This is a genomic window from Ruegeria sp., assembly GCF_028066395.1.
Classification (GTDB): domain Bacteria; phylum Pseudomonadota; class Alphaproteobacteria; order Rhodobacterales; family Rhodobacteraceae; genus Ruegeria.
Map to the genome: position 1 here is coordinate 16,463 of NZ_JALCBM010000032.1, position 22,077 is coordinate 38,539.

Annotated in this window: 11 protein-coding genes; 1 reads left to right on the forward strand and 10 read right to left on the reverse strand. The window is 62.7% G+C overall.

From position 1 onward, the window contains the following. Positions 1–15 precede the first annotated feature (15 nt). Complete coding sequence (locus MPJ51_RS11620; RefSeq protein ID WP_298386488.1) at positions 16–13,212, reverse strand: hypothetical protein; 13,197 nt, start codon at positions 13,210–13,212, stop codon at positions 16–18. Between the two features lie 642 nt (positions 13,213–13,854). Here MPJ51_RS11620 and MPJ51_RS11625 point away from each other — a divergent pair. Then, a complete protein-coding gene (locus tag MPJ51_RS11625) occupies positions 13,855–14,028 on the forward strand; it encodes a hypothetical protein (RefSeq protein WP_298386491.1) in 174 nt (57 codons plus the stop codon). 23 nt (positions 14,029–14,051) lie between these two features. Here the strand turns inward: MPJ51_RS11625 and MPJ51_RS11630 are convergent, their stop codons facing one another. From MPJ51_RS11630 to MPJ51_RS11670, 9 genes are all read right to left on the reverse strand, one after another. Further along, positions 14,052–14,966, reverse strand: coding sequence for a polysaccharide deacetylase (locus MPJ51_RS11630; protein ID WP_298386493.1), 915 nt, complete (start codon positions 14,964–14,966; stop codon positions 14,052–14,054). Positions 14,967–14,979: 13 nt separating this feature from the next. Next, positions 14,980–15,699: an SDR family oxidoreductase gene (locus MPJ51_RS11635; RefSeq protein ID WP_298386496.1), complete on the reverse strand. Its 720-nt coding sequence runs from the start codon at positions 15,697–15,699 to the stop codon at positions 14,980–14,982. Further along, on the reverse strand, positions 15,696–16,466 hold the full coding sequence (locus MPJ51_RS11640) for an SDR family oxidoreductase (RefSeq protein ID WP_298386532.1): 771 nt from the start codon (positions 16,464–16,466) through the stop codon (positions 15,696–15,698). The genes MPJ51_RS11635 and MPJ51_RS11640 overlap by 4 nt, the downstream gene beginning before the upstream one ends. After that, the gene (locus tag MPJ51_RS11645; protein ID WP_298386535.1) at positions 16,467–17,267 is read right to left on the reverse strand and encodes an ABC transporter ATP-binding protein; all 801 of its coding nucleotides are present in this window, start codon (positions 17,265–17,267) and stop codon (positions 16,467–16,469) included. Positions 17,268–17,270: 3 nt separating this feature from the next. Then, positions 17,271–18,161 (reverse strand): ABC transporter permease, encoded by an 891-nt coding sequence (locus tag MPJ51_RS11650; RefSeq protein WP_298386538.1) that lies wholly within the window; start codon positions 18,159–18,161, stop codon positions 17,271–17,273. Beyond that, positions 18,142–19,158 carry an ABC transporter substrate-binding protein gene (locus tag MPJ51_RS11655; protein ID WP_298386541.1) on the reverse strand — a complete coding sequence of 339 codons (1,017 nt, stop codon included), beginning with the start codon at positions 19,156–19,158 and terminating at the stop codon, positions 18,142–18,144. The genes MPJ51_RS11650 and MPJ51_RS11655 overlap by 20 nt, the downstream gene beginning before the upstream one ends. 158 nt (positions 19,159–19,316) lie before the next feature. Then, positions 19,317–20,657: an aspartate aminotransferase family protein gene (locus MPJ51_RS11660; RefSeq protein WP_298386543.1), complete on the reverse strand. Its 1,341-nt coding sequence runs from the start codon at positions 20,655–20,657 to the stop codon at positions 19,317–19,319. Beyond that, positions 20,654–21,730: a phosphotransferase gene (locus MPJ51_RS11665; protein ID WP_298386545.1), complete on the reverse strand. Its 1,077-nt coding sequence runs from the start codon at positions 21,728–21,730 to the stop codon at positions 20,654–20,656. Before MPJ51_RS11665 ends, MPJ51_RS11660 begins: the two co-directional genes overlap by 4 nt. Further along, on the reverse strand, positions 21,727–22,077 hold a 351-nt coding region (locus MPJ51_RS11670; protein WP_298386548.1), incomplete at its 5' end, for an arginase family protein. The genes MPJ51_RS11665 and MPJ51_RS11670, both read right to left, overlap by 4 nt.

A 22,077-nucleotide genomic window follows, 5' to 3' on the forward strand; every position in this document is an offset into this window, starting at 1 on the left:
GCTCTCCCTTATTGATTAGAATTGTATTCCAAGGCTTAGCCCAACCTGCAGGGCCTCGGTTGAGTCTCCGAACATATGGTCGAGGCTGAGATTGATAAAGCGGCTGTCATCCAGCGCAACCAGCCCCAGTTGGGCCGAGATCAGGCCATGCGCGTTGCCAATATAGCTGGTATTGGAAAATCCGCCGTCCAAGGCACTGGCATCGGCAAACCCGGCGGTCACCGATACGGTGTCATCTGACGAGAGGATGGCCCCGAACCGCAAGCTTGCGCGCAGTTTCTGAGACGCGCTCAGGGTCTGTTCCGTTCCGATCTCAAGCGATGGCACCAGAGAATAGATCATCTCGCTGTCGTCTTGCAGAACGACCCCGGACAGGGTGGCCTGACCATTGCTGTCGGTCGCCAGACGCGTGGCATCAACCGCAAGCTCGGGACGCAGATACGAGGAGCCACCGGCGAACCTGTGATCATAGGCCAAGCTTAGCCGCAGGTTCTGATGGTTCATCTTATGCGTGATCGAACTGACGCCCGCGGTGCTCACAATGGTGCCGTTGGGCAGCACGCCGCTGATCCCACCTGCGCGGAGCGTGTCGTAATCCGACCATCCGGCTGTCAGCATGGCCCCGAATTCCCACGCACCGCTGTATTTGGTCAGCGAGGCCCCCAGATTGAACCGATCACCCGTTGCGTTATAGTTCTGCCCGTTGCGCAGGCTCATCTGGTCGTGGCCCAGGGCAAAACCCGCATACAGCTCATCCCCGACCGGCATACGGATACCGGCAGACAGGTTGGTGTTGTTGATGTCCAGCTCGTCATAGATGCCGGTCTGGTCGCGGTCGTAGAAAGACCGCCCGCCCGAGAACCAGACACAGCTGCGTGGATCATCACCGGTCTGGTATTCGGTGAACCGTTCGCAATTCTGCAGCGTGTCGGCAAACACCCGGGTGCCGTAAAAGGCATCCACCGCATCGGCCGCGTAATCCGATGTCGACAGGCTGTCGATGGCAGCGATGACATTGGCCTCGGACTGCATGTTCCCGACCAGCGCGAGGAACGCGCCCTGTCCAACCGACCCCTGCCCGTTCAGGACCTGATTGATATAGTCCCCAACGGCGGCCTGATTGGCGTTCATCCCCTGGGTCGAGTAATCCGGCGTGATCACCAGATCGATTGAGCTGCCATCGGATGTCGCACCGTTCAGACCAATCGAGTAATCCAGAACCACCGTATCCTGAATGGACGTTCCCGCATCCGATGCGGTGCCATCGGGGTTGATGATCACCAGCGGCAAGGCCCGTTCCAGCCGGTTCAGCTGCGGCGTCAAGGTGCCGCCGATCGAGGCGTCACCGGTGACATTGACCAGATCGCTCGCGCCGCCCGACGCACCCGAGGTCAGGAAATACACGTCGAATGTCGATGTCGCGGTTGCGCCGAAGTCCAGGCTGCCGGTCAGGTCCAGGGTCTGGCTGACATTGCCGGCAAAGGTAAAGTCGCTGGCCTGCACCGTCGATGTCAGATCGGTCGTCATCCCCAGTGCGGCGCCCAGAACGAAATCACCGTTCACCTGCATAAGCCCGGCAGCGCCCAGATCAACCGTATCCAGCGCGTAAAAGGATGCGCCATCTTCGACCGTCAGGCCGTTGGTCCCCGCACCCAGATCCAGATTGCCAAGCGCCGCACCCGCCAGCGAAATCTGTTCGTTGCCATCCCCGCCATTCACCAGCTGATCGTTTCCGGCAATCAGCAGGCTGTTTGCGGACAGGGTCACCGTGTTGTCGGCGCCGCCATCGACGACGATAGATGCAACCGAGTCCGCCTGACCTGTACCGCCCAGAACGACTCCGTCCAGCCCAAGCGTGATTGCGTCGGCCCCGTCGCGCCCTTCGGATTGTGCCAGCACGCCGATGCCGCCTTCGCCGACCGACATGACATTGCCGCTCAAGGCCATGTCGATGACCCCACCGGACCCCGCACCGCCCGCAGTCCCGCGGAAGACCGAGTCCACAAGGCCGCCACCGCCGCCCAGCGACTGAGCAATGACGCCAATCGCGTTCTCGCCGGTCGTTACGATATGCCCGGTCTGCGCGAACGCGACATCTCCGCCATCGCCACCATTGTTGGTGGATAGATCGACGGTGATATCGTCCTCTGCCATGTCTGTGGAAACCAGACCGCCGCCGCCGCCAATGCTTTGGATGACAAAACCGTGCGAGCCCGCGCCACTGGTGGTCATGTCCCCGATATTGGCGAAATCCACGTCACCGCCGTCCCCGGTTGATCCGTCCTGCGCACCCAGCGTCACGTCGGCCTGTCCAAGGCCCGTGATGACCACTTCGCCACCACCGGCGCCAATGCTCTGAACGCTCTGGCCATAAGACCGGTTGCCACTGGTGAACACGTCGCCATCCAGCGACAGCGCGATAGCGCCGCCATCGTTGTTGAAGCTGGGATCAGAGCCCAGGATGACCGAAGCGGCCTTGTTCGCGTCGGCCGCTCCGGTGCTGTTCAACACCAGCTTGCCACCGCCACCGCCGATGGATTGCGCCGCACCTGCCGAAGAGAAGGCACCATCCGTGCCGACATCCCCGGTCCGACTGCCATCCACATCGCCCCCGCTGGCGTCATCGGTGTTGATCGCACCCAGGCGCGCGGTGATGTCGATGCCATCGCCATCCTGAACACTCACCGTAGTGGCCGAGGTGCCGCCGCCGCCGCCAACGCTCTGCAACATCAGCGCGGTCGACTGGTCGCTTGTGGTGGCGATGTTACCGTCATGCGATTGCGTGACCTGATTGCCCGCCGTGCCCGACACTTCGTCCCCGCCCAGGGCGATGTCGCTGCTGACAACGGTGCCGGTTGCGCCCGCCGTCGTTGCGGTGAAATCAACCGAAGTATCGACATTGCCGCCGCCGCCATTCACCGACTGGACGAACACCGCTTCGCTGCCCACGCCGTTGACCAGAATGTCCCCGGTCGAATTGACGGTCACATTGCCCACTGACCCGGTCGTGCCCACACGGGCCCCCAGCGCCTGCGAGATGGTGTAATCCAGCGCCGAAACCAGCGGCGAAGAGACCGAGTAACCCGCATTGCCGCCGCCGCCACCAACGGACTGGGCATAGATGCCGTACCCGTTTTCGGCGTTCACGACGATGGTGCCGGTATGGTTGACCGTGACGTCCCCGCCATCAGAACCCGAACCACCCGAACCGCCAATGGCGATCTTCGAATAGGACTTGCCGGTCATGGTGTTCTTGATGTCATTCACATCCATGGCAACGGCCAGCCCGCCATTGCCACCGCCGCCGCCCACGGATTGCGCAAAGATGCCATAAGCGCTTGCGCCATCGACCTGAATGTCGCCGCTGTTGGTGACGGCCACGTTCCCGGCGACATTGCCGCTGCCGCCCGAACCGCCGATGTTCAGTTGCGCGGTGGGAGAGCTGCTGTCGCCGGTCTTCAGCCGCAGCGTGCCGGTGATCGAGCTGCCGCCATTGCCGCCGCCTCCGCCCACGGACTGGGCAAAGATACCATGCGCGGCCTCGCCCGAGGTCAGGATCGTGCCCGCATTGGTCACCGCAACATCGCTGCCGGTGCCACCTGTACCGCCCGATCCGCCCAGACCGAACTGCAACGCCCGCCGGGTGCTGGCCTCGGCCCCGCCATAGCGTCCGTCGACCGAAATCGTCGAACCACCAGTGCCGCCGCCGCCGCCCACGGATTGCGCAAAGATGCCATGGCTTTCCTTGCCAGAGGTCAGGATCGTACCATCAACCGTGTTCACAACGGTCACCGTGCTGCCTGCGCCGCCGGTGCCTCCGGTGCCGCCGATCAGGATGGCGTTTGTGGTTGCCCCGTCCGAGGACCGGCCAAGGATGATATTGCGCACCTGCTGCGCGTCGCCACCGCCGCCGCCGACGGATTGCGCGTAGATGCCAACGGATTTGTCCCCGATGGTCTGGATCAGATCCCGGTTCGTGACCGAGACCGCAGCCGAGGTCGCGCCGGTGCCGCCGCTACCGCCGATGGATAGGGTTGCCGTGTTGCCGATGTCCTTGCGCAGGCTGATGATGCGGTTTTCCACCACACCGCCCATGCCGCCGCCACCGCCAACGGACTGAGCAAAGATACCATGCGACATCGACCCGTCGGTCGTGATGATCCCGTCACTGTCCACGGTCACGGTGTCCGAGGTCATGCCGTCGCCGCCGGTGCCGCCGATGTTGATCGATGCGGTGGTGCCAACCGTCGACGGGCTGACCAGGGCCTTGATCGTATCGAGGTTCGACTGACCCGCCTGGACCATGCCGCCGGTGCCCCCTGCCCCGCCGATGGATTGCGCCATCAAACCGATCGAGCGATCCCCAAAGGTCGCAATCCGCGCCGTGCTGGTCACATCAACCTTGCCACCAAGCCCGCCAGTGCCGCCGGTGCCGCCAATCGACAGCGCAATCGAAGTGCCCTTCCCGGCCGAGTTGCTGGCCTTGCCGCCATTGCCGCCACCGCCGCCGACCGACTGGGCGAACACGGCATGGGCATCCGTGCCCTGCGTGACCACCGTACCGGCCACGACGGAGGTGACATCCCCCGCAGCCCCGCCGGTGCCGCCATCCAGTCCCACCGACAGGCTGGCCTTGTTGCCCTTGCTGTCGCCGGTTTTGGGCGTGCCGATGCTGACCGAGGTCGAAGACGAATTGCCGCCGCCATTGCCGATCGACTGGGCGAAGAACCCGTAGGAACCGTTGCCCGCCGTGCTGATAATGCCGTTCGAGCTGGCATAGACATCTCCACCGCTGCCGCCGGTGCCCCCGGTGCGGCCGATCTGGATGTTCACATTGCCACCATCCACCGATGTAGAGGCCGAGTTATACCCCGCATTGCCACCGCCGCCACCAACCGACTGGGCGAACAGACCATGAGAGCCCGCGCCAACGGTGGTGATATCGCCGGTATTGCGCACATCGACCTGACCGCCGATCCCGCCATCCCCGGTGCTGCCACCAACGGCGATGCCAAAGCCCTTGTTGGTGGCATCCGAGGCCAGTTCATAGGTCATGCCAAGGTTCAACGCCGCGTTGCCGCCGCCGCCACCGATGGATTGCCCAAAGACCCCATGGCTGCTGTCCTGCAGCGTGACGATATCACCGTATTGGTCGATATCCACCGTGCCGCCATCACCTGCGGTTCCGGCACTGCCGCCAATGGCAATCACCGCCGACACGCCGGTCTTGTTGCCCGATGAATCCGCCGGGTTCACCTTGCCTTCCAGTTCATCCAGAACGGCGTTGTAATTGGCGATCACCGAGTCATCGACGCCCGTATTCGTTGGGGTCTTGCGGTCGGTTGAATCGCCAGTACCACCGTTGCTGTTGGTGCCGGTGGTCTTGCTGATGCCGACCACGGCGTTGATCCCGGCATCGCCGCCGCCGCCGCCAATGCTGGACGCCTCGATCCCGTGCGAGCCAACACCGTTGGTGGTGATGGTGCCCGCTGCCGCGACCGAGGTGCCGCGCACCACGGAGACATCGCCCGCATCCCCGCCGCCGCCGCCAAATCCGCCGATGCCCATCGCAATGGGCGAGCTGTCCTTGGTGCCGACAAAGGTCGCGTTGATCCCGCCGGTGCCGCCACCGCCGCCGATGCTTTGGGCAAAGATACCGCGGGCGTGATAGCCATTTGTCGTGATATCGCCGGTTTGCGCGACCGTGACGTCCCCGGCATCCGCGCCGGTGCCGCCATGGCCGCCCAGGCCACCGACGATGCTCAGATCGGTCTTGCCATCGGAATTGTTGGAATCGCCATAATTCAGCTGCCCGGTCACGTTCAGCGCACCATTGCCGCCGCCGCCCGCGATGGATTGCGCCAGCACGCCATGTTTCCAGTTGCCCGCAACCGTGACCGACCCCCCATGGTCCACGGTCACATCACCCGACACGTTGCCATTGCCACCAAAGCCGCCGACCCCGAAGGTCACGGACGGGATCTTGCCATCCTTGCTCAGCGCGATGCCGCCGGACACGTTCAGCCCGCCATTGCCGCCACCGCCGCCGATAGACTGCGCCAACAGACCAGCCGAGCCATCGGTATCCGGTTTGTCTTCATTGAAGACACCCATATCGATGAACAGACGCTCCAACCCGAAGTTCGAGGCCAGTTCTGCTGTGTCATCCACAATCGTATCGCCCAGAAAGTCGCGCAGCTTGTCTTCGAAAGTTGTGGTGTCGGGGATCGAGATATCGTCCGGATTCGTGGTGACGGTGATATCCGCCTGCGAGGTGACAGTGACGTCCCCCGCCTGACCGCCATTGCCCGCGAAACCACCAACGCCAACGATCAGCGAGCTGTCGGACACGATCCCGCCGGACACGTTCAGCCCACCATTGCCGCCGCCGCCGCCAACGGATTGCGCCAGCAACCCGGATTGCCCGGTGCCATGCGCCGTAATGGTGCTGCCTGCGCCGATATTGACGTCGACATCTCCGGCGTCACCGCCGCCGCCGCCAAAGCCACCGACACCCACGACAACCGCATAGGATTTGCTGCTGTCGGTTTGCCCCGCTCCGGGTTTGCCGCTGATCGCAATACCGCCGGACACATTGGTGCCGCCATTGCCGCCGCCACCGCCCAGCGATTGCGCGATAATGCCGCTGGCGCCCTTGCTTTGATCAACGGCGAAGGTGCCGTCCGGCTGCTGCACCATCGGCACCGCTTGCAGGCTGCCGGTGTAATCCAGATCAACCGAACTTGCGTCGCCGCCTGCTCCGCCAAAGCCACCGACACCCGCGGCGACCGAAAAGATCGTGTCCGAACCCGACGGTTTGGTCAGCGCCAGGCTGCCCGAGATATTCACGCCACCGGTGCCGCCACCGCCGCCAAGGCTCTGTGCGAACAGGCCATGCCCGCCATCGCCCGCTGTTATCACGTCACTTTCTACATCCAGCGTCACCGCCCCGGCATCACCGCCACCGCCGCCAAAGCCGCCAAGGCCAAGGCCCACCGCCGCGCCAGATTTACCCGTCAGGTTCACCGCACCCGAAACGTTGAGGCCACCATTGCCGCCGCCCCCGCCAACGGATTGCGCCATCACACCGATGCTGTCCACACCCATTGTGACAACCGAAGTCGAGCCGCTGCTGTCCGTGCTGGAGCGCAGGGTGCTGATCACATCCCCGGCATTGCCCGCGCCACCGCCAAAGCCGCCGACGCCCAGGCTGATCGCGCCGCCGTTTTCCTGACTGATGCCCAGCGAGGCCGAAATATTCGTGCCGCCATTGCCGCCACCGCCGCCAAGGTTCTGCGTCAGAACGCCCGTGCTGCGGTCGCCGCTGGTCAGGACACCGCCGGTGACCGTCGACTGGACCAGCGCACCAGCATTTGCGCCACCGCCGCCAAATCCGCCAACACCAATGCCAACAGCAGCGTTGGTCGATCGGGACAGGGACAGCGCGGCCGAGATATTCGTGCCACCATTACCGCCGCCGCCGCCCAGACTTTGCGTCAGAATCCCGACCGAGTCGTCGCCCGTTGTGGTGACATTGCCGGTCACTTGCTGCGTGACATTCTCTGCCGCGCCGCCGCTGCCGCCAAAGCCGCCAACGCCAATCCCCAAAGCGCCGGAATAGTTGCTGGCCACGGAAATCGCACCCGAAATATTGGTGGCCCCGTTGCCACCGCCGCCGCCAAGGCTTTGCGCCACGACACCCGCCGAACGCGTGCCCGAGGTGTTTATATTGCCGACAAATGTGTTGTCGACCACGCCGCTGGTTCCGCCATCACCGCCAAAGCCACCAACACCGATACCTGCCGCACCCGATCCCGTCCGCGCAATGCTCAGCGCGCCCGAGATGTTGACGCCGCCGTTGCCGCCGCCGCCGCCAACCGATTGCACCAGAACCCCGGTCGCGTTTTCGCCAGTTGTGGTGACATCCCCCGTGACCGAGCCCGTGGCCGCGCTCGCATCGCCGCCGTCACCGCCGGACCCGCCAATGCCGACACCAATCGCTCCACCACCAGTGCCTGAGATATTGACAGCGGCTGAGACATTCAGCCCTCCGTTACCGCCGCCACCCGCGGCGGATTGCACCAGAACACCGCCCGAATTGTCGCCCGCCGTGGTGACATTGCCGATAACCGTACCATTGGCCGTATCCGCATCGCCACCATCGCCACCGCTGCCACCAAGCCCGACAGATGCACCGCCGCTGCCGGTTCCGGCAACCGTGACCGTGGCCGAGACATTCATGCCTCCGTTACCGCCACCGCCGCCGAGGCTCTGCACGATGACGCCGCCAGAGTCGTCGCCCTGGGTCGAGACATCTCCGGTCAGGGTGGCCTCGGCGCTTCCGCCATCGCCGCCGGTTCCGGACGCGCCGCCAAGACCGACCGAGGCGCCACCCGATCCGGTGCCCGCCGCCGCAACCGCGACCGAGATGTTCATGCCGCCGTTACCGCCGCCACCGCCAACCGACTGCGCCAGAAGGCCCGTCGAAGTGTCGCCCAGCGTCACCAGATTTCCCGTAACGTTTGCCGTAACCGCCGATGCGTCGCCACCCCCGGTCCCGCGCCCGCCCAGGCCCACAGCTGCCGCGCCAGAGCCGGTGCCCGCGCCGCCGACCGAAGCCGAGACGTTGAAACCACCATTGCCACCGCCGCCACCAATGGATTGGGCAACAACCGCACTTGATTGCGCGCCTTCGGTCTGAACGTCATTTGCAACTGTCAGGCCGACAACTCCGCCCGTTCCCCCGCTGCCGCCCGAGCCACCCAGCCCAACGCTGATCGCCCCGGACCCGGTGCCTGCGCCTGCAAGCGCCGGCGACACGTTGAAACCACCATTGCCGCCACCGCCGCCAACGGATTGCGCCAGAATGCCGACCGATGCATCCCCCTTGGTCACCACATTCGCCGTGGTGCTGGCCGTGACCTGATTGCCGTCTCCTCCCCCTGCGCCCGAGCCGCCAAGGCCAACCGAGACCGAACCTGCACCCGTACCCGCGCCCGAAACCGTTGGGGATACGTTGAAGCCGCCATTCCCGCCGCCCCCGCCGAGGGATTGCGCGACAAACCCGCCAGAGGCGAAACCATCGGTCAAAATGGTTCCGTTCGAGGTCAAAGTGACAGTGCCACCATTGCCGCCCGTGTCACCCGAGCCGCCAAGGCCGACGCTGACCGCACCGCTGGCCGTCCCTGCGCCCGACAGAACCGGGGCCACGTTGAAACCGCCATTGCCGCCCCCGCCGCCAATGGACTGCGCCACCACGCCCGAGGAACTGTCCCCACGGGTTTCAACCGCGTTGTTGGATGTGGCCATGACGGTGTTACCGTCGCCACCGCCTGCGCCGTCTCCGCCCAGACCAACGGACACACCACCCCCGGCAGTACCCGATCCCTGAACCGATGCGCTGACGTTGAAACCGCCGTTGCCGCCTCCGCCACCGATGGATTGCGCCAGAAACGCCGTGGACGAATCTCCCTGAGTCAGGATCGTGCCGCTCGACCTTAAGGTAACCGCGCCACCGTTGCCGCCACCTGCGCCGGTGCCGCCCAGCCCGACACTGACCGCGCCGCTGGCCGTACCCGCGCCCGCCCCGGTGCCCGAGATGTTAAAGCCCCCGTTACCGCCGCCGCCGCCGATCGACTGCGCGACTACGCCCGAGGATCGATCCCCGGCGGTCACGATGGAATTCGTCGTCGTCAGATTGACCGTGCCACCATTCGCTCCGGTGCCGCCATCACCGCCCAGACCGACCGACACCGCGCCGCTGGCAACACCCGCTCCCGCGACCGAGGCGCTGACGTTGAACCCGCCATTACCGCCGCCGCCGCCAACTGATTGCGCCAGAACGGCCGTGGAATCCGCGCCGCCTGTGCTGACGGTGCCGGTGACACGACCGGTGACCGATTGCCCGATCCCACCGCCCGAGCCACCGCCGCCAAGACCAACCGTGACGGCTCCGCCACCAGCACCGGCCCCCGCGATCCCGGCTGTGACGTTGAACCCACCATTGCCGCCCCCGCCGCCGATGGACTGGAACACCGCGCCACTAGAATTGTCAGACAAGGTTGTGATGTTCCCGGCGATCTGGCCTTCCACCACGCCGCCATCACCACCTGTGGCACCATCGCCGCCCAGACCAACGCCGATCGAACCGGCCCCGGCTCCGCCAGCCGCAACACCTGCAGTGACGTTGAATCCGCCATTACCGCCGCCGCCGCCAACGGACTGGATCACTACCCCGGTCGAGCGCAACCCTTCGGTCCGGACATCGCCGTTGACGCGGACGCCGGTGACTGTTCCACCACGACCGCCGCTGCCACCGTCACCGCCAAGGCCCACATCGACAGTCCCGGCCCCCGCACCACCGGCGGCCAGACCAGCCGCAACGCTGAAGCCGCCATTGCCGCCACCGCCGCCGATGGATTGTACGACGATGGCACCGGAATCATCCCCTCGGGTCGTGACGTTAGCGTCAACCTGGGCTGTAACGGTCCCGCCTACCCCGCCGCCGCCAGCCTTGCCGCCAAGACCCACACTGACGGACCCGGCCGCCGCGCCGCCAATATCGGCGCTGGCACCGATGGCGTAGCCGCCATTACCGCCGCCGCCACCAACCGATTGTGCGACCACACCGCTTGAAAACGCGCCGCTGGTCTCGATCGACGAGCCACCGGCGACCAGCGTGACATTGCCCCCGGTCCCTGCACCGCCACCGTCACCACCGACGCCCACATTGATCCCGACCGCGGCCCCACCGCTTGCGCTGATCCCGGCGGCGATGCTACCGCCGCCATTGCCGCCGCCGCCGCCAACCGATTGCACGATGATTGCGCTGGAATTGGTGCCCGTCGTCGTCACATCCGCATCGGTGTAGACCTGCACAAGCCCACCATTGCCCGCGCTACCCGCCTGACCGCCGATGCCGACCGACACATTGCCGGAAAACAACGCCGAAGCGCCGCCTGTCGCAGCAACGGCCAAACCGCCATTACCGCCGCCGCCGCCCACGGATTGGAACAACATGCCCGTTGACCGGTTTCCGGTGGTGACAACCGTGCCTTCAAACCCTGCCGCTGTGGCGACACCACTGCCGTTGAACTGACCGACCGTGACGTCTCCGCCCGTGCCGCCGGTCCCACCGTCGCCGCCAACGCCTACGGCCAGTGAGCCCGAGACCGGGCCGCCCGAAACCGCGACCGACACGGCATACCCGCCATTACCGCCGCCGCCGCCAACCGATTGCAGCAGAACGCCCGTGGAATCATCCCCTCCGGTCTGGACCGAGGCCGAGCCGCTGCCGCTGAGCGTGACGTCCCCGCCGTCGCCGCCATTGCCCGCCGAGCCGCCAACCGACACTGAGGCCGCGCCAAAGGCCCCAACCGCGACCGAAACGGCACCGCCACCATTGCCGCCGCCACCACCAACCGATTGCGCGAACACACCCGTCGAACGGTCACCCGATGTCTGGATCGCCGAGGGCTGGCTGCCATCCGTGTTGGACAGGGTGACGTTGACGTCCCCCCCGGTGCCACCCGCACCGCCATCCCCGCCAATGGCAACGCCGACAAACGCGCCAACGGACCCGGACGAGCCGCCATTGCCGCCACCGCCACCGATGGACTGGGCAAGAATGCCCATCGCATCATCCCCGGTCGTGGTGATGATCCCGTCATTCACAATGGTCACGGTCGAGCCGCTACCGCCGCCATTGCCATCCCCTCCAACGGACACCATGCCGCCGGACGAGCCGCCATCCCCGCCGCCGCCGCCGATGGATTGCGCGATGATGCCCCGGGCGCCGTCGCCTCCGGTCACGATACGCCCGTAATTGCTGACGCTGACCGCTGCGCCGGTGCCCCCTTTGGACCCGGTGCCGCCAATGGCGACCAGACCATAGGAATTGGCACCCGTGCCGCCGCTGCCGCCAATGGATTGCGCCATCACCCCGTCAGCCCCCGCACCCGAGGTCAGAATACTGCCCGTGCCCTGCACCGCAACGCTAACCGCGCTGCCGCTGCCACCGTTCGAGCCGACACCGCCCAAAGACAGGGCCACCAAACCGCCCCCGGCCCCGCCGGAACCACCGCCACCGCCGATAGACTGCGCGACAATCCCGCGCGAAAAATCGCCCTGTGTCTCAATGGCTCCGGCATGCGAGATCTGGACCTGCCCGCCATTGCCACCATTATCCGCGCCACCGATCAGCGACACCAACAGGTTGCCGCTTGTCCCTGCCGACCCGCCCGAGCCGCCAATGGACTGGGCATAAATCCCGTTCGCATAGTCACCCGTGGTCAAAATGCTGCCGGTCGACGTGGTGTTGACAACAACCGTTCCGCCACTGCCGCCAAATCCGCCATCACCGGAAGACCCCACCAATCCCCACTGCGACCCGCCATTGCCGCCATTGTTCGATACGCTTAACGCATAAATCCCGTCGGCCGAGTCACCGCTCGTCGAAATCGCCCCCTGCTGGGTGACCGTCACATTGCCCCCGTCAGCCGAGTGCCCGCCGGTGCCGCCGCCCGGTGCGGCAAAACCGCTGCCGCCATTGCCAGCCTCACCACTGCGGCTGAACGCAAAAATACCTTCGTGGTCGAGACCGGATGTCTGGATCGTGCTACCGGCGGTCTGCGTTGCGTTAACCGTGCCGCCCCTGCCGCCATCACCCCCGTCGCGCCCGTCCCAGAAGCTCAGATACGAGTCACCACCATTGCCGCCATTGCCGCCAACGCTGCCGATCTCCCATCCGACATTGCTGGTGGCGTTGACATCGCTGCCCAGGGATTGCGACTGCGTCGGACCATTGTCCCCATCCCCGCCCGAGCTTGGCGGCACGAACAGCGCGCCATCGCGCCCGTTGCTGCCATTCTGGCCGTAAACAACCTGGTTCACACCGTTCGGCCCCGAGACATTCACGGGCGGTGTTACAGTGCCCGGTGTGCCCGAGCTATTGAAGTTGGTGTTGTACTGAGACTGCGTCAACTGTGTGGACAGGCTGGACGTTCCAGTCGCCCCAGAGTTGCTAATCTGAGCCGTAGTGCCGCTTATCGAAACAATATCGAAAGCAAGCGGAGGATTGTCCGAGTTGTAAATCGTCTCGCCAGCGCTCTTGACCAGAAAAACATAGCCGTCAGCGGTTTCAACAAAGGCAGTTGTCCCTGCCGTCGGCGTCGAAGCCGGATCAACAATCAGCGCGCTAACGGTGGTATCCATACCGGTTACAGGGTTTGTCACCGTGTCGCCAACTTTTGACGTGGCGGTTGGCGCTGCAAGCAAAGGCGTTGAAATCAAAGCGTAAAAAGAAACGGCCAGCAGAAGTCTTGATTTTGTTTTCACCTTGGAACCTCGCACGCGTCTCTGCCAAATCACACAGCGATCGGGTTCTGTCCCGAAGGACAGCAGCCAAAAATTCAAGGCGACCCCATCACCATTTCGAGAAGGATATGCGCAATTTAACTAAGATTAATGTGACTAAGTTCACTCATAAGTGGTTTGACACTATTCATGGCCGAAATGCCACAGGTTAGTATCATCACGATACTTGATGGCAATTTTTCGACATTTGCATTTCTGCTGGAGATCACCTGGAAGACACGGCTTCCACCAAAGGTTGTTCAAGCGATCAGACCAACCCGCTTGCGAATTTCACCAAAACTCTAACGGTTGGTGATGTCCCTGTTTCGGAACTTGGGTGTCAATGCGTCGTGACCAGCAGGACTGTTCGCCTGCGGACGGACAACATATCGACCGCAGTCCGTGCGCGTCACCCCCTGCCCTTTTTCGGCATTTTAGAACCTTTTGCCATGGTATTGGGTCTTACGAAGAGATGCGCAATGACTTCAGGTCCAGATTGTCATGACAAAACGGACAGATTCCGGGCGCGCGCTGACCCTCGCGGATCATGCGCGCGCCTTCACTTCAATCCAAAGAGATCATGATCTGACTTTCAGCCGGGCACAAATGCTGGCCATTCGCGTGCAAACCCAAGCGGCGCCGATGTCAAAATTTCCCAACGTCTTAAATGCATGACGTCATGCTTCAAAACCAGTTCCTTATGCCTTCCCCGTCAACGCCTCGGGCACCTGATTTTCCGAAGAATAGGGCAGCGTATCCACCCGGGGCTGATATGCGCCGCTTGCCGTGACTTGCGCCACATGGTTGGCAATTTCCTCCATCGTGGCGAACCACACATCCCCCGTGTCCAGCATGTATTCGATCATCTGCTCAACCCGTTGCCAGCGCGACAGGCGTCCGCTTACGAACGGATGCCAGACGCCCACCCAGACGCCGCCGGGGGACCGGCGCAGTGCTTCGAATTCGGCCATGAAGATATCCATGGCCCGATCCGGCGATTGCGGCGGGAACATGTACCCAAGATCGGGGGCATGCACATAGGGCGGCCAGTCGTCCGTGGCCCAGCTGACGGGGGTTTCCAGAATGCGACCCTCGGGCGTTTCCAGAAAATACGGCACATCGTCCCCCATCAGGGAGGTGTCGTAGAGAAAGCCCTGCGCGGCCAGAAACTCGGGCGTTTTCGAGGACATATGATACAAAGGTGAGCGGTTGCCGCGCGGGCGCTGGCCCGTGTGTTTTTCGATGATCTCGATGGATTTGCACATCCAGTCAAGCTCTTGCGCGGGTGAGAGGCTGTTGGGGGCTTCGTGGATATAGCCGTGATACCCGACCTCATGCCCGTCGGCGACGATGGCTTCAACCGCGTGGGGGTGGTTTTCGATGCACCAGGCCGGGATGAAAAAGCTCTGTTTCAGGCCGAACTTGCGGTAGGTTTCCAGAATGCGCGGAATGGCGACATCGGGGCCATAGCGCAGCATCGAGATCGCCGACAGCTTGTCTTTGGCGCCAGCGCCATGGTGGATATGAACCAGACTGTCGGCATCCATATCCAGGGTGATCGCACAGGCGACCTTGGCACCGTTCGGCCAGGGGACGGGTCTTTGCAACATCATTTTCGGGCTCTCCCTATATCATCACTGCGCCGCCATTGGGGCTGAGCGTCTGTCCGGTGAAGAACCCGGCATCCGGCCCGCACAGGAACCGCGCCAGCCCGGCAACCTCCTGCGGTGTGCCCAACCGACCAAGCGGGTTGTCAGCTTCTTCGTTGATCGCCTCTTGCGACATGTTTTCAAGCGCCAGCATCGGCGTGTCGACCGGACCCGGCGCGATGGAATTGACCTGAATATCCGGTGCCAGTTCGCGCGCAAGGGACCGCGTCAGCCCGATGACGCCCGATTTTGAGGCACAATAGGCGCTAAAGCCGCCGCGACCCAGATAAGCCAGTTCCGACGACACCAGAATGATCCGGCCAGACCCGGCCTGCTGCATCATGCGCGCGGCCCCTTGTGCGATCAGAAAGGACCCGCGCAGATTGATGGCGATCACCCGGTCGAACTCGGCAACGTCCAGCGACGTGATGGGCGATTCCGACAACACGCCAGCCGAGTTGATCGCGAAATCAAGCTGCCCTTCGGTGTCGGCAATATCCGCAAACAGGGCCGCGACGCTCTGCGCATCCGAGATATCGCAATGCTGAAACCGGATGGCCGGGTTGGGCGCGCGGGGGGCTTTCATGTCGGCACCGATCACCCGGGCCCCGGCATCCGCCAGCGCTGCCGCAACTGCTGCGCCGATACCCTGCGCCGCACCGGTCACCAGTGCTGTCTTTCCGGTCAATTCGGTCATTGCATCAACTCCCCCCGGTCAACGGTAAACGCCTGCCCGGTGATGTTGTCCGCAGCCGGGCCGGACAGGAACAGATACATGTCCACCATGTCCTTGGGGTCCATCAGACCCGGCAGCGCCTGCGCGGCCACGATTTCGTCCAGCAAGTCGGCCTCGGTACGGTTTTCCCGCGCCGCCATGTGATTGAGCGACCGCATCGAGGCGACGGTTTTGACCCAACCCGGGCAAACCGCATTCACCGGAATGCCACGCGGGGCCAGTTCCTGCGCCAGCGATCGGGTCAGACCGATCACCGCATGTTTCGAGGCGCAATAGCCGCTGAACTCGGCCACAGCCGTCTTGCCCCACATCGAGGCCGTATTCACGATCCGCCCGCCATCCGGGATACGGTCCAGCAGATGACGGATAACCGAGAATGTACCGATCACGTTGGTCTCGATAATCCGGCGAAAGGTTTCATCGACGCGCTCGGACTGGTCCGTGATCGGGGTGATGAATTCGAAACCGGCATTGTTGACCAATATGTCGATGCGCTCGACCTGTGAGCGCATCGCCTTGACCTGATCCAGATCGGAAATATCGCAGGTGATGTGGCGGACGTCGCGGCCATGGCGGGCCGACAGTTGTGCCGCCGCCTCGGCAACATCCGGTTCAAGCGCAACGATGGTCACATCCGCGCCTGCGGCCAGAAACCCCTCGGCCAGTGCCTGACCTATTCCCCGGTTCGCCCCGGTGACCAGCGCCTGTTTTCCCGACAAGTCTGTCATTCAAGTGTCCTCTAATGTGTGGGCGTATTCCGCCCGGATGATTTTCAGAATATCGGCGCGCAAGGCCATGAAGGTTTCCATATCCAGACTGCCGTCGCGGCGGCTTTCGGGCGGGATCAGGTCGTCGACCCTGATCTCTTTGACGATCCGGGCGGGCCGGGATGAAAAGATGACGATGCGGCTGGCCAGCAGAATGGCCTCTTCCACGTCATGGGTGACAAACACCGTGGTTTTCTTTTCCCTGGCGTTGATGTCCATCAGTTGCAGTTGAAGATATTCACGGGTCTGCGCATCCAGCGCGCCAAAGGGTTCGTCCATCAGCAGAACCTTCGGCGAGGATGCCAGCGTGCGCGCAATCGCCACCCGCTGACGCATGCCGCCGGAAATGCGGTTCGTGTAGAAATCGGCATAGCGCGTCAGTCCGACCATGTTCATGTAATGATCGGTGACCTCTTCCTTTTCCTGTGCCGAGATGTCCTTGCGGTATCGCGTGCCGAATTTGATGTTGTCGCGCACGCTGAGCCAGGGAAAGGACGAATAGCTTTGAAAGACCATGCCTCGGCGTCGGTCGGGTCCGGCCAGCCGCTCTCCTTGCAGGTGGATTTCGCCGTGGTCCTGAGTTTCCAGCCCGCCGATGATCCGCATCAACGTGGTCTTGCCGCAACCGGACGGCCCCAGAAACATGACCATTTCGCCCTCGGCAATGGTCATTGACAGGGGCAGGACAACCTTGGTTTCGGTTTTTCCGTCCTCTGACCAATAGGTCTTGGAGACATCTGATATTTCGATGAAATTTTGCATGTTTCACCTGTGCAGATACTTGAACCAGCGAGCATGCGCATAGCGGAAAGCCTGATCGGTAAGCAGACCGATGATGCCGATAGCAATGATTCCGGCCATCACCTCGGGTGTTTTCACGAAACGGCGCAATGACCAGATCATGTGACCGATCCCCGAATTCGCCGCGACGATCTCGGCGATGATCAGATAGGTCCAGCACCAGCCCAGTGTGATGCGTAGATTATCGACCATATTGGGCAACGCCGCCGGGATTATGATGTCACGCATAATCTGGCCGTTGCTGGCCCCAAGTGTGTGACCGGATTCGATGAACTCCACCGGAACCCGCTTGGTGTCATCGGCGATCAGCAGGATCAGTTGAAAGAAGGTGCCCATCCACAACACCGCCAGTTTCGATGCCTCACCAACGCCGAACCAGATGACCAGCAAGGGCACCAATGCGGGCACGGGAAGATAGCGGACAAAGTCCACGAATGGCTCCAGCAAGGCACCCACGGCTCTGTAGGTACTCATGAGCAGGCCCAGCGGTACCGCCACCGCGACCGACAGCAGGAAGGCCAGCCATACCCGCCGCACGCTGATCACGATGTCGGATGCGAAATCCCGCTCGGTGAAAAGCCGCACGAACGCCTCGGCCACCGACACGGGCGTTGGCAGAAACTCGGGCCGGATTGCGCCCGAAACCGCGATGAGTTGCCATGTCAGAAGAAAAAGAAGGAACCCGGTTATCCCAAGACCGATTTCAACCTTCCGGGGCAGCTTCTTTCGAAACGCCAGAATGGAAAAAGACATGCGCGCACTCGTTTGTTGCATCAGGCAGACAAGAAAAAGCGCGCCCTGGGGGGAGAGACCAGAGCGCGCCCATGGAACTGGCTTACCGGTCGTGACCGTCAAACAGCCCGTTCAGCAAGGTGCCATCCACATATGGCTGATAGCTGAGCGGCGCGTCCTGCAATTCCAGCGTCAGGTTGATATCGTTGAACGCGTCAAACACCTCTTTGAGCTTTCCGTCTGAACCGTCGCTCGGCAGGTAGTCCGCGCTTTCCTCGTATGAGGTGTATTTGACACCCGCCAGCGCCTCTTTCATTTCTGCGTCGGGCGTATCGAAGAACGGGGCCGATATGGCAATGAACTTGTCCGGGTCCGCGTTATACAGATCGATGGCCCGGTAAATCCCGCGCAGGAACTTTGCGTATTTCTCGGGGTTTTCCTGATAATCCTCGGTTCTTACGATGATGACATCGGTGATCAGACCCTCGTAATCGGCCGAGGTCAAAAGCAGATGCGTCCCATCGCGGCCACTGTTTTTGACGATTGTGCTCATCATCGGTTCCCAGGTCGCGACGGCGGCGATGCTGGGGTCTTCGAACACGGCAACGGAATCGTCGGTCGCGATCAGTTGCAGGTTCACGTCCTTGATGCTTTTACCAACCTGCGACAGCGCATGTTGCACCAGGGTCGTGCCGGGGTGGTTGATCTCACCCGCCATTGTCTTGCCGATCAGGTCCTCGACGGATTTCACGTCACCGGATGCCACAACGCCATCCGCACCGACCGACACATCAATCGTCCCGATGATCGTTCCGGTGGTGTCGGCCTGACGCGGGCGCGACATCGACTCGCCGATGGTGCGCATCGTGCAATCGATCGAGCCGTTGGCCATCGCTGGAAGCACGTTGGCCCGGTCATTGTCAAATGCGGTGGTCACTTCCAGACCTTCGCTGTCAAAATACCCCTCTTCCTGGGCGACAAATACCGGGGCAAAGCCGAACCAGAACGGGAAGATGCAGTCGATCTTGTCCTGCGCCAGTGCCGGTGCCGCGGTAAGCGGCAGGAGGCCCGCCAAGGCGAGCGGTAATACTGCGGTGCGTAATTTCCTGGGTCTTGGCATAGTTATCTCCTTGTTGACATTGACGGTCTTCTGACCGGACTTATTGTTTTGAACCATCAAACCGCGCAGGCATCGCAAGGATAAATATCGGATCGATGGATGTTACATCGACGGCTTTAGCGATAAATGCCTGCGTGCCGATGCACCGGGTTGGGTGATTACTGCACGGCCATCAACGCTCCTTCCAACTCGGTCAGGAACCGGTCGACATGTTCCGGGGCGAATGTCAGGTGCGGGCGGATTTTCAGGACATTGCCGTGATACCCCGTGGCCGAGATCAGGACGCGGCGCCTGCGCAGTTCATTCACCAGTGCGGCGGCGCGGGTGCCATCGGGGGTTTTGCTGTCGCGGTCGCCGACCATTTCGACGCCCCAATAAAGCCCGGTGCCCCGCACATCCCCGATCCGGTCATCGATCTTTGACAATGCCCTCAGCCCGTCCCCCAGCAGCGCCCCGACACGAGCGCAGTTTTCCAGCAGGTTTTCCTGCGCGATCACATCCAGCGTCGCACCGGCTGCGGCCATGGCGACGGTGTTGCCGCCAAAAGTGTTGAAATAGCGCATGTCATGGCCAAAGGCGTCGGCGACTTCGGGGCGCACGGCAATCCCGGCCACCGGATAGCCATTGCCCATCGGCTTGCCCATGCTGACAATATCGGGCACCACGCCGTGGCTTTTGTAGCCCCACATGTGCCGTCCATCGCGGGCGAAGCCACTTTGCACTTCGTCCGCCACAAAAATCCCGCCCGCGTCGCGGACCACCTTCAGAACCGGGGCAAGGATGCCGGGGTCATGGGCAAAAACGCCATCCGAGGTGAACAGGCTGTCCGCCACAAAGGCCGCCAGCCCCTGACCGCGCCGTTTCAGGTCATGGATCTGCTCCGCCACGCGGGCAGCCATCCATTCGCCCATATCGTCCGTCTCGATGCGGTAAGTGTCGGGGGCAGGCACCCGGCGGACCCAGGCCCCCAGCCGCGCATTTTCCCCCATCGAGGGCGAAAACCCCGCCGACAGTTCCGAATTGCCGTGATACGCCTCGGACGTGACGATGATGCCTTCGTTGCCGGTGTGATACTTGGCCATGCGCAGCGCCAGATCGTTGGCCTCGGACCCGGTGCAGGTGAACATGACATGGCCGATCTCATCCTCGAACGTGGCCAGCAGACGCTCGGCAACATCCAGAATCCCATCCTGCATGTACCGCGTATGGGTGCACAGTTGGTCCATCTGCTCTTTGATCTTGGCATTCACGTAGGGATGGCAATGGCCCAGAGACACCACGTTATTGTAGGCGTCGAGATATTCGTTGCCGTCGGAATCGTACAGGAACACACCTTCGGCCCGGCGGATTTCCACGGGGTCCGCATAGAATAGACGGTAGGCCGGGCCCAGCAACCGTGCGCGCCGTTCGACATTTTCGCGGGCCCGGGCATCCAACTGGCTGATCATGTCCGGGTTGAAACTGTTGTTCATCTTGCCACGGGATTTGGCGGTGCTCATTGCGAATGTCCTTTTTGATCGGCGAACTGCATCAGGATATCAGAGACCTGATCCGGGCTGCGGGCAAGGAACCAATCCAGCTGATGCCAGCCCTGATAGGTATTGCGCATGATGTAGGTTTCATTTTCAGGAAACAGCTTTGTCCGCCACAGGGTCAAAAGCGCCCGGGTCACGATCCGGCCCATGGTCAGGTGCGGGATCAGCGTCAGTTCTTCCCCGGTCAGTTCGGTAATCTGCAGATACCCCTCGACAATGTCGCGGGCGCGCCAGAACAGATCGTCATGGGGCGTTTCGGGCAACTGGTTCAGGCAGGCGGTCGACACATCAACCGCGATCGCCGTTTTCACGGAATCGCCAAAGTCGATGATGCCTTTGACAAAATCGGGATCATCGTGATTGACGATGATGTTCGACTTGCTGAAATCATTGTGCAGAACCTGTTGCCGCTGCCGGCGCAGGGCCGGTTCGATCCTGCGGAACCGTTCCAACCCAGCGGCAAGCGCGGTACGCTGGTCAGGATCATCCACATCGTCCAGCAGATGTTCCAGCGTCAGCAGATGCTGCACGTCCCAGCCGTATTGCCGGTTCTCGCCGGGGTGAGAGAACCCTTCGGTCGCCAGACGCAACCGGCCCAGCATCCGGCCGATCTGTACACGTTCTTCGGGGTTGGAGTCCGTTTCGCACAGCGGTGTCCCGTCGATAAAGCTCAGCACCCGGACAAAGCGTTTTGACCCATCCACATCGGTTATGGCGAACATGTCGTTGCCGCTGGTATCCGGCACCAGACGCGGCACCGGCAGGGCCGCATCCCGCACCGCGACGTGACGCAGGATGCCGTTCTGAAAATCAACCTCATCAAACGGCTCGGTCGGGTTGGCGATTTTCAGGACAAAGCGTTTACCGTCCGGTGTCGTGACGCGAAACGTGTCATCTTTTTCCGTGTCGAACCGCTTCAGGGCTCCGTCCATTCCATAATGGTCCCGCAACAAAGCCTGCGCCCGATCCGGCGGCATGGGGGTGTAGGCCCCTGCCAACCCCCCCTGTTCGGATACCTGCGTATCCTGCTGCGTCATGTCTTCACGGTCTCGGCCAGCAGGCACAGCAATTCATACATGACGGTTGCCCCGGTCAGCGCGGTCAGGCCGCCCACATCGAAGGGCGGAGAGACCTCGACCATATCCGCGCCCACATAGTTCAGCCCGCGCAGCCCCCGGATCAGGGCCATCGCCTCGGGCGTGGTCAGACCCGCGATTTCCGGTGTGCCGGTGCCCGGCGCAAAGGCCGGATCGATGCTGTCGATGTCAAAGCTGAGGTAAACCGGCATATCGCCAACAATTGCGCGGGTCTCTTCGAGGATGGCGTCAATGCCGCGTTTCTGGACCTCTTCCACGAACATCACGCGCATGCCCGCCTGCTCGGA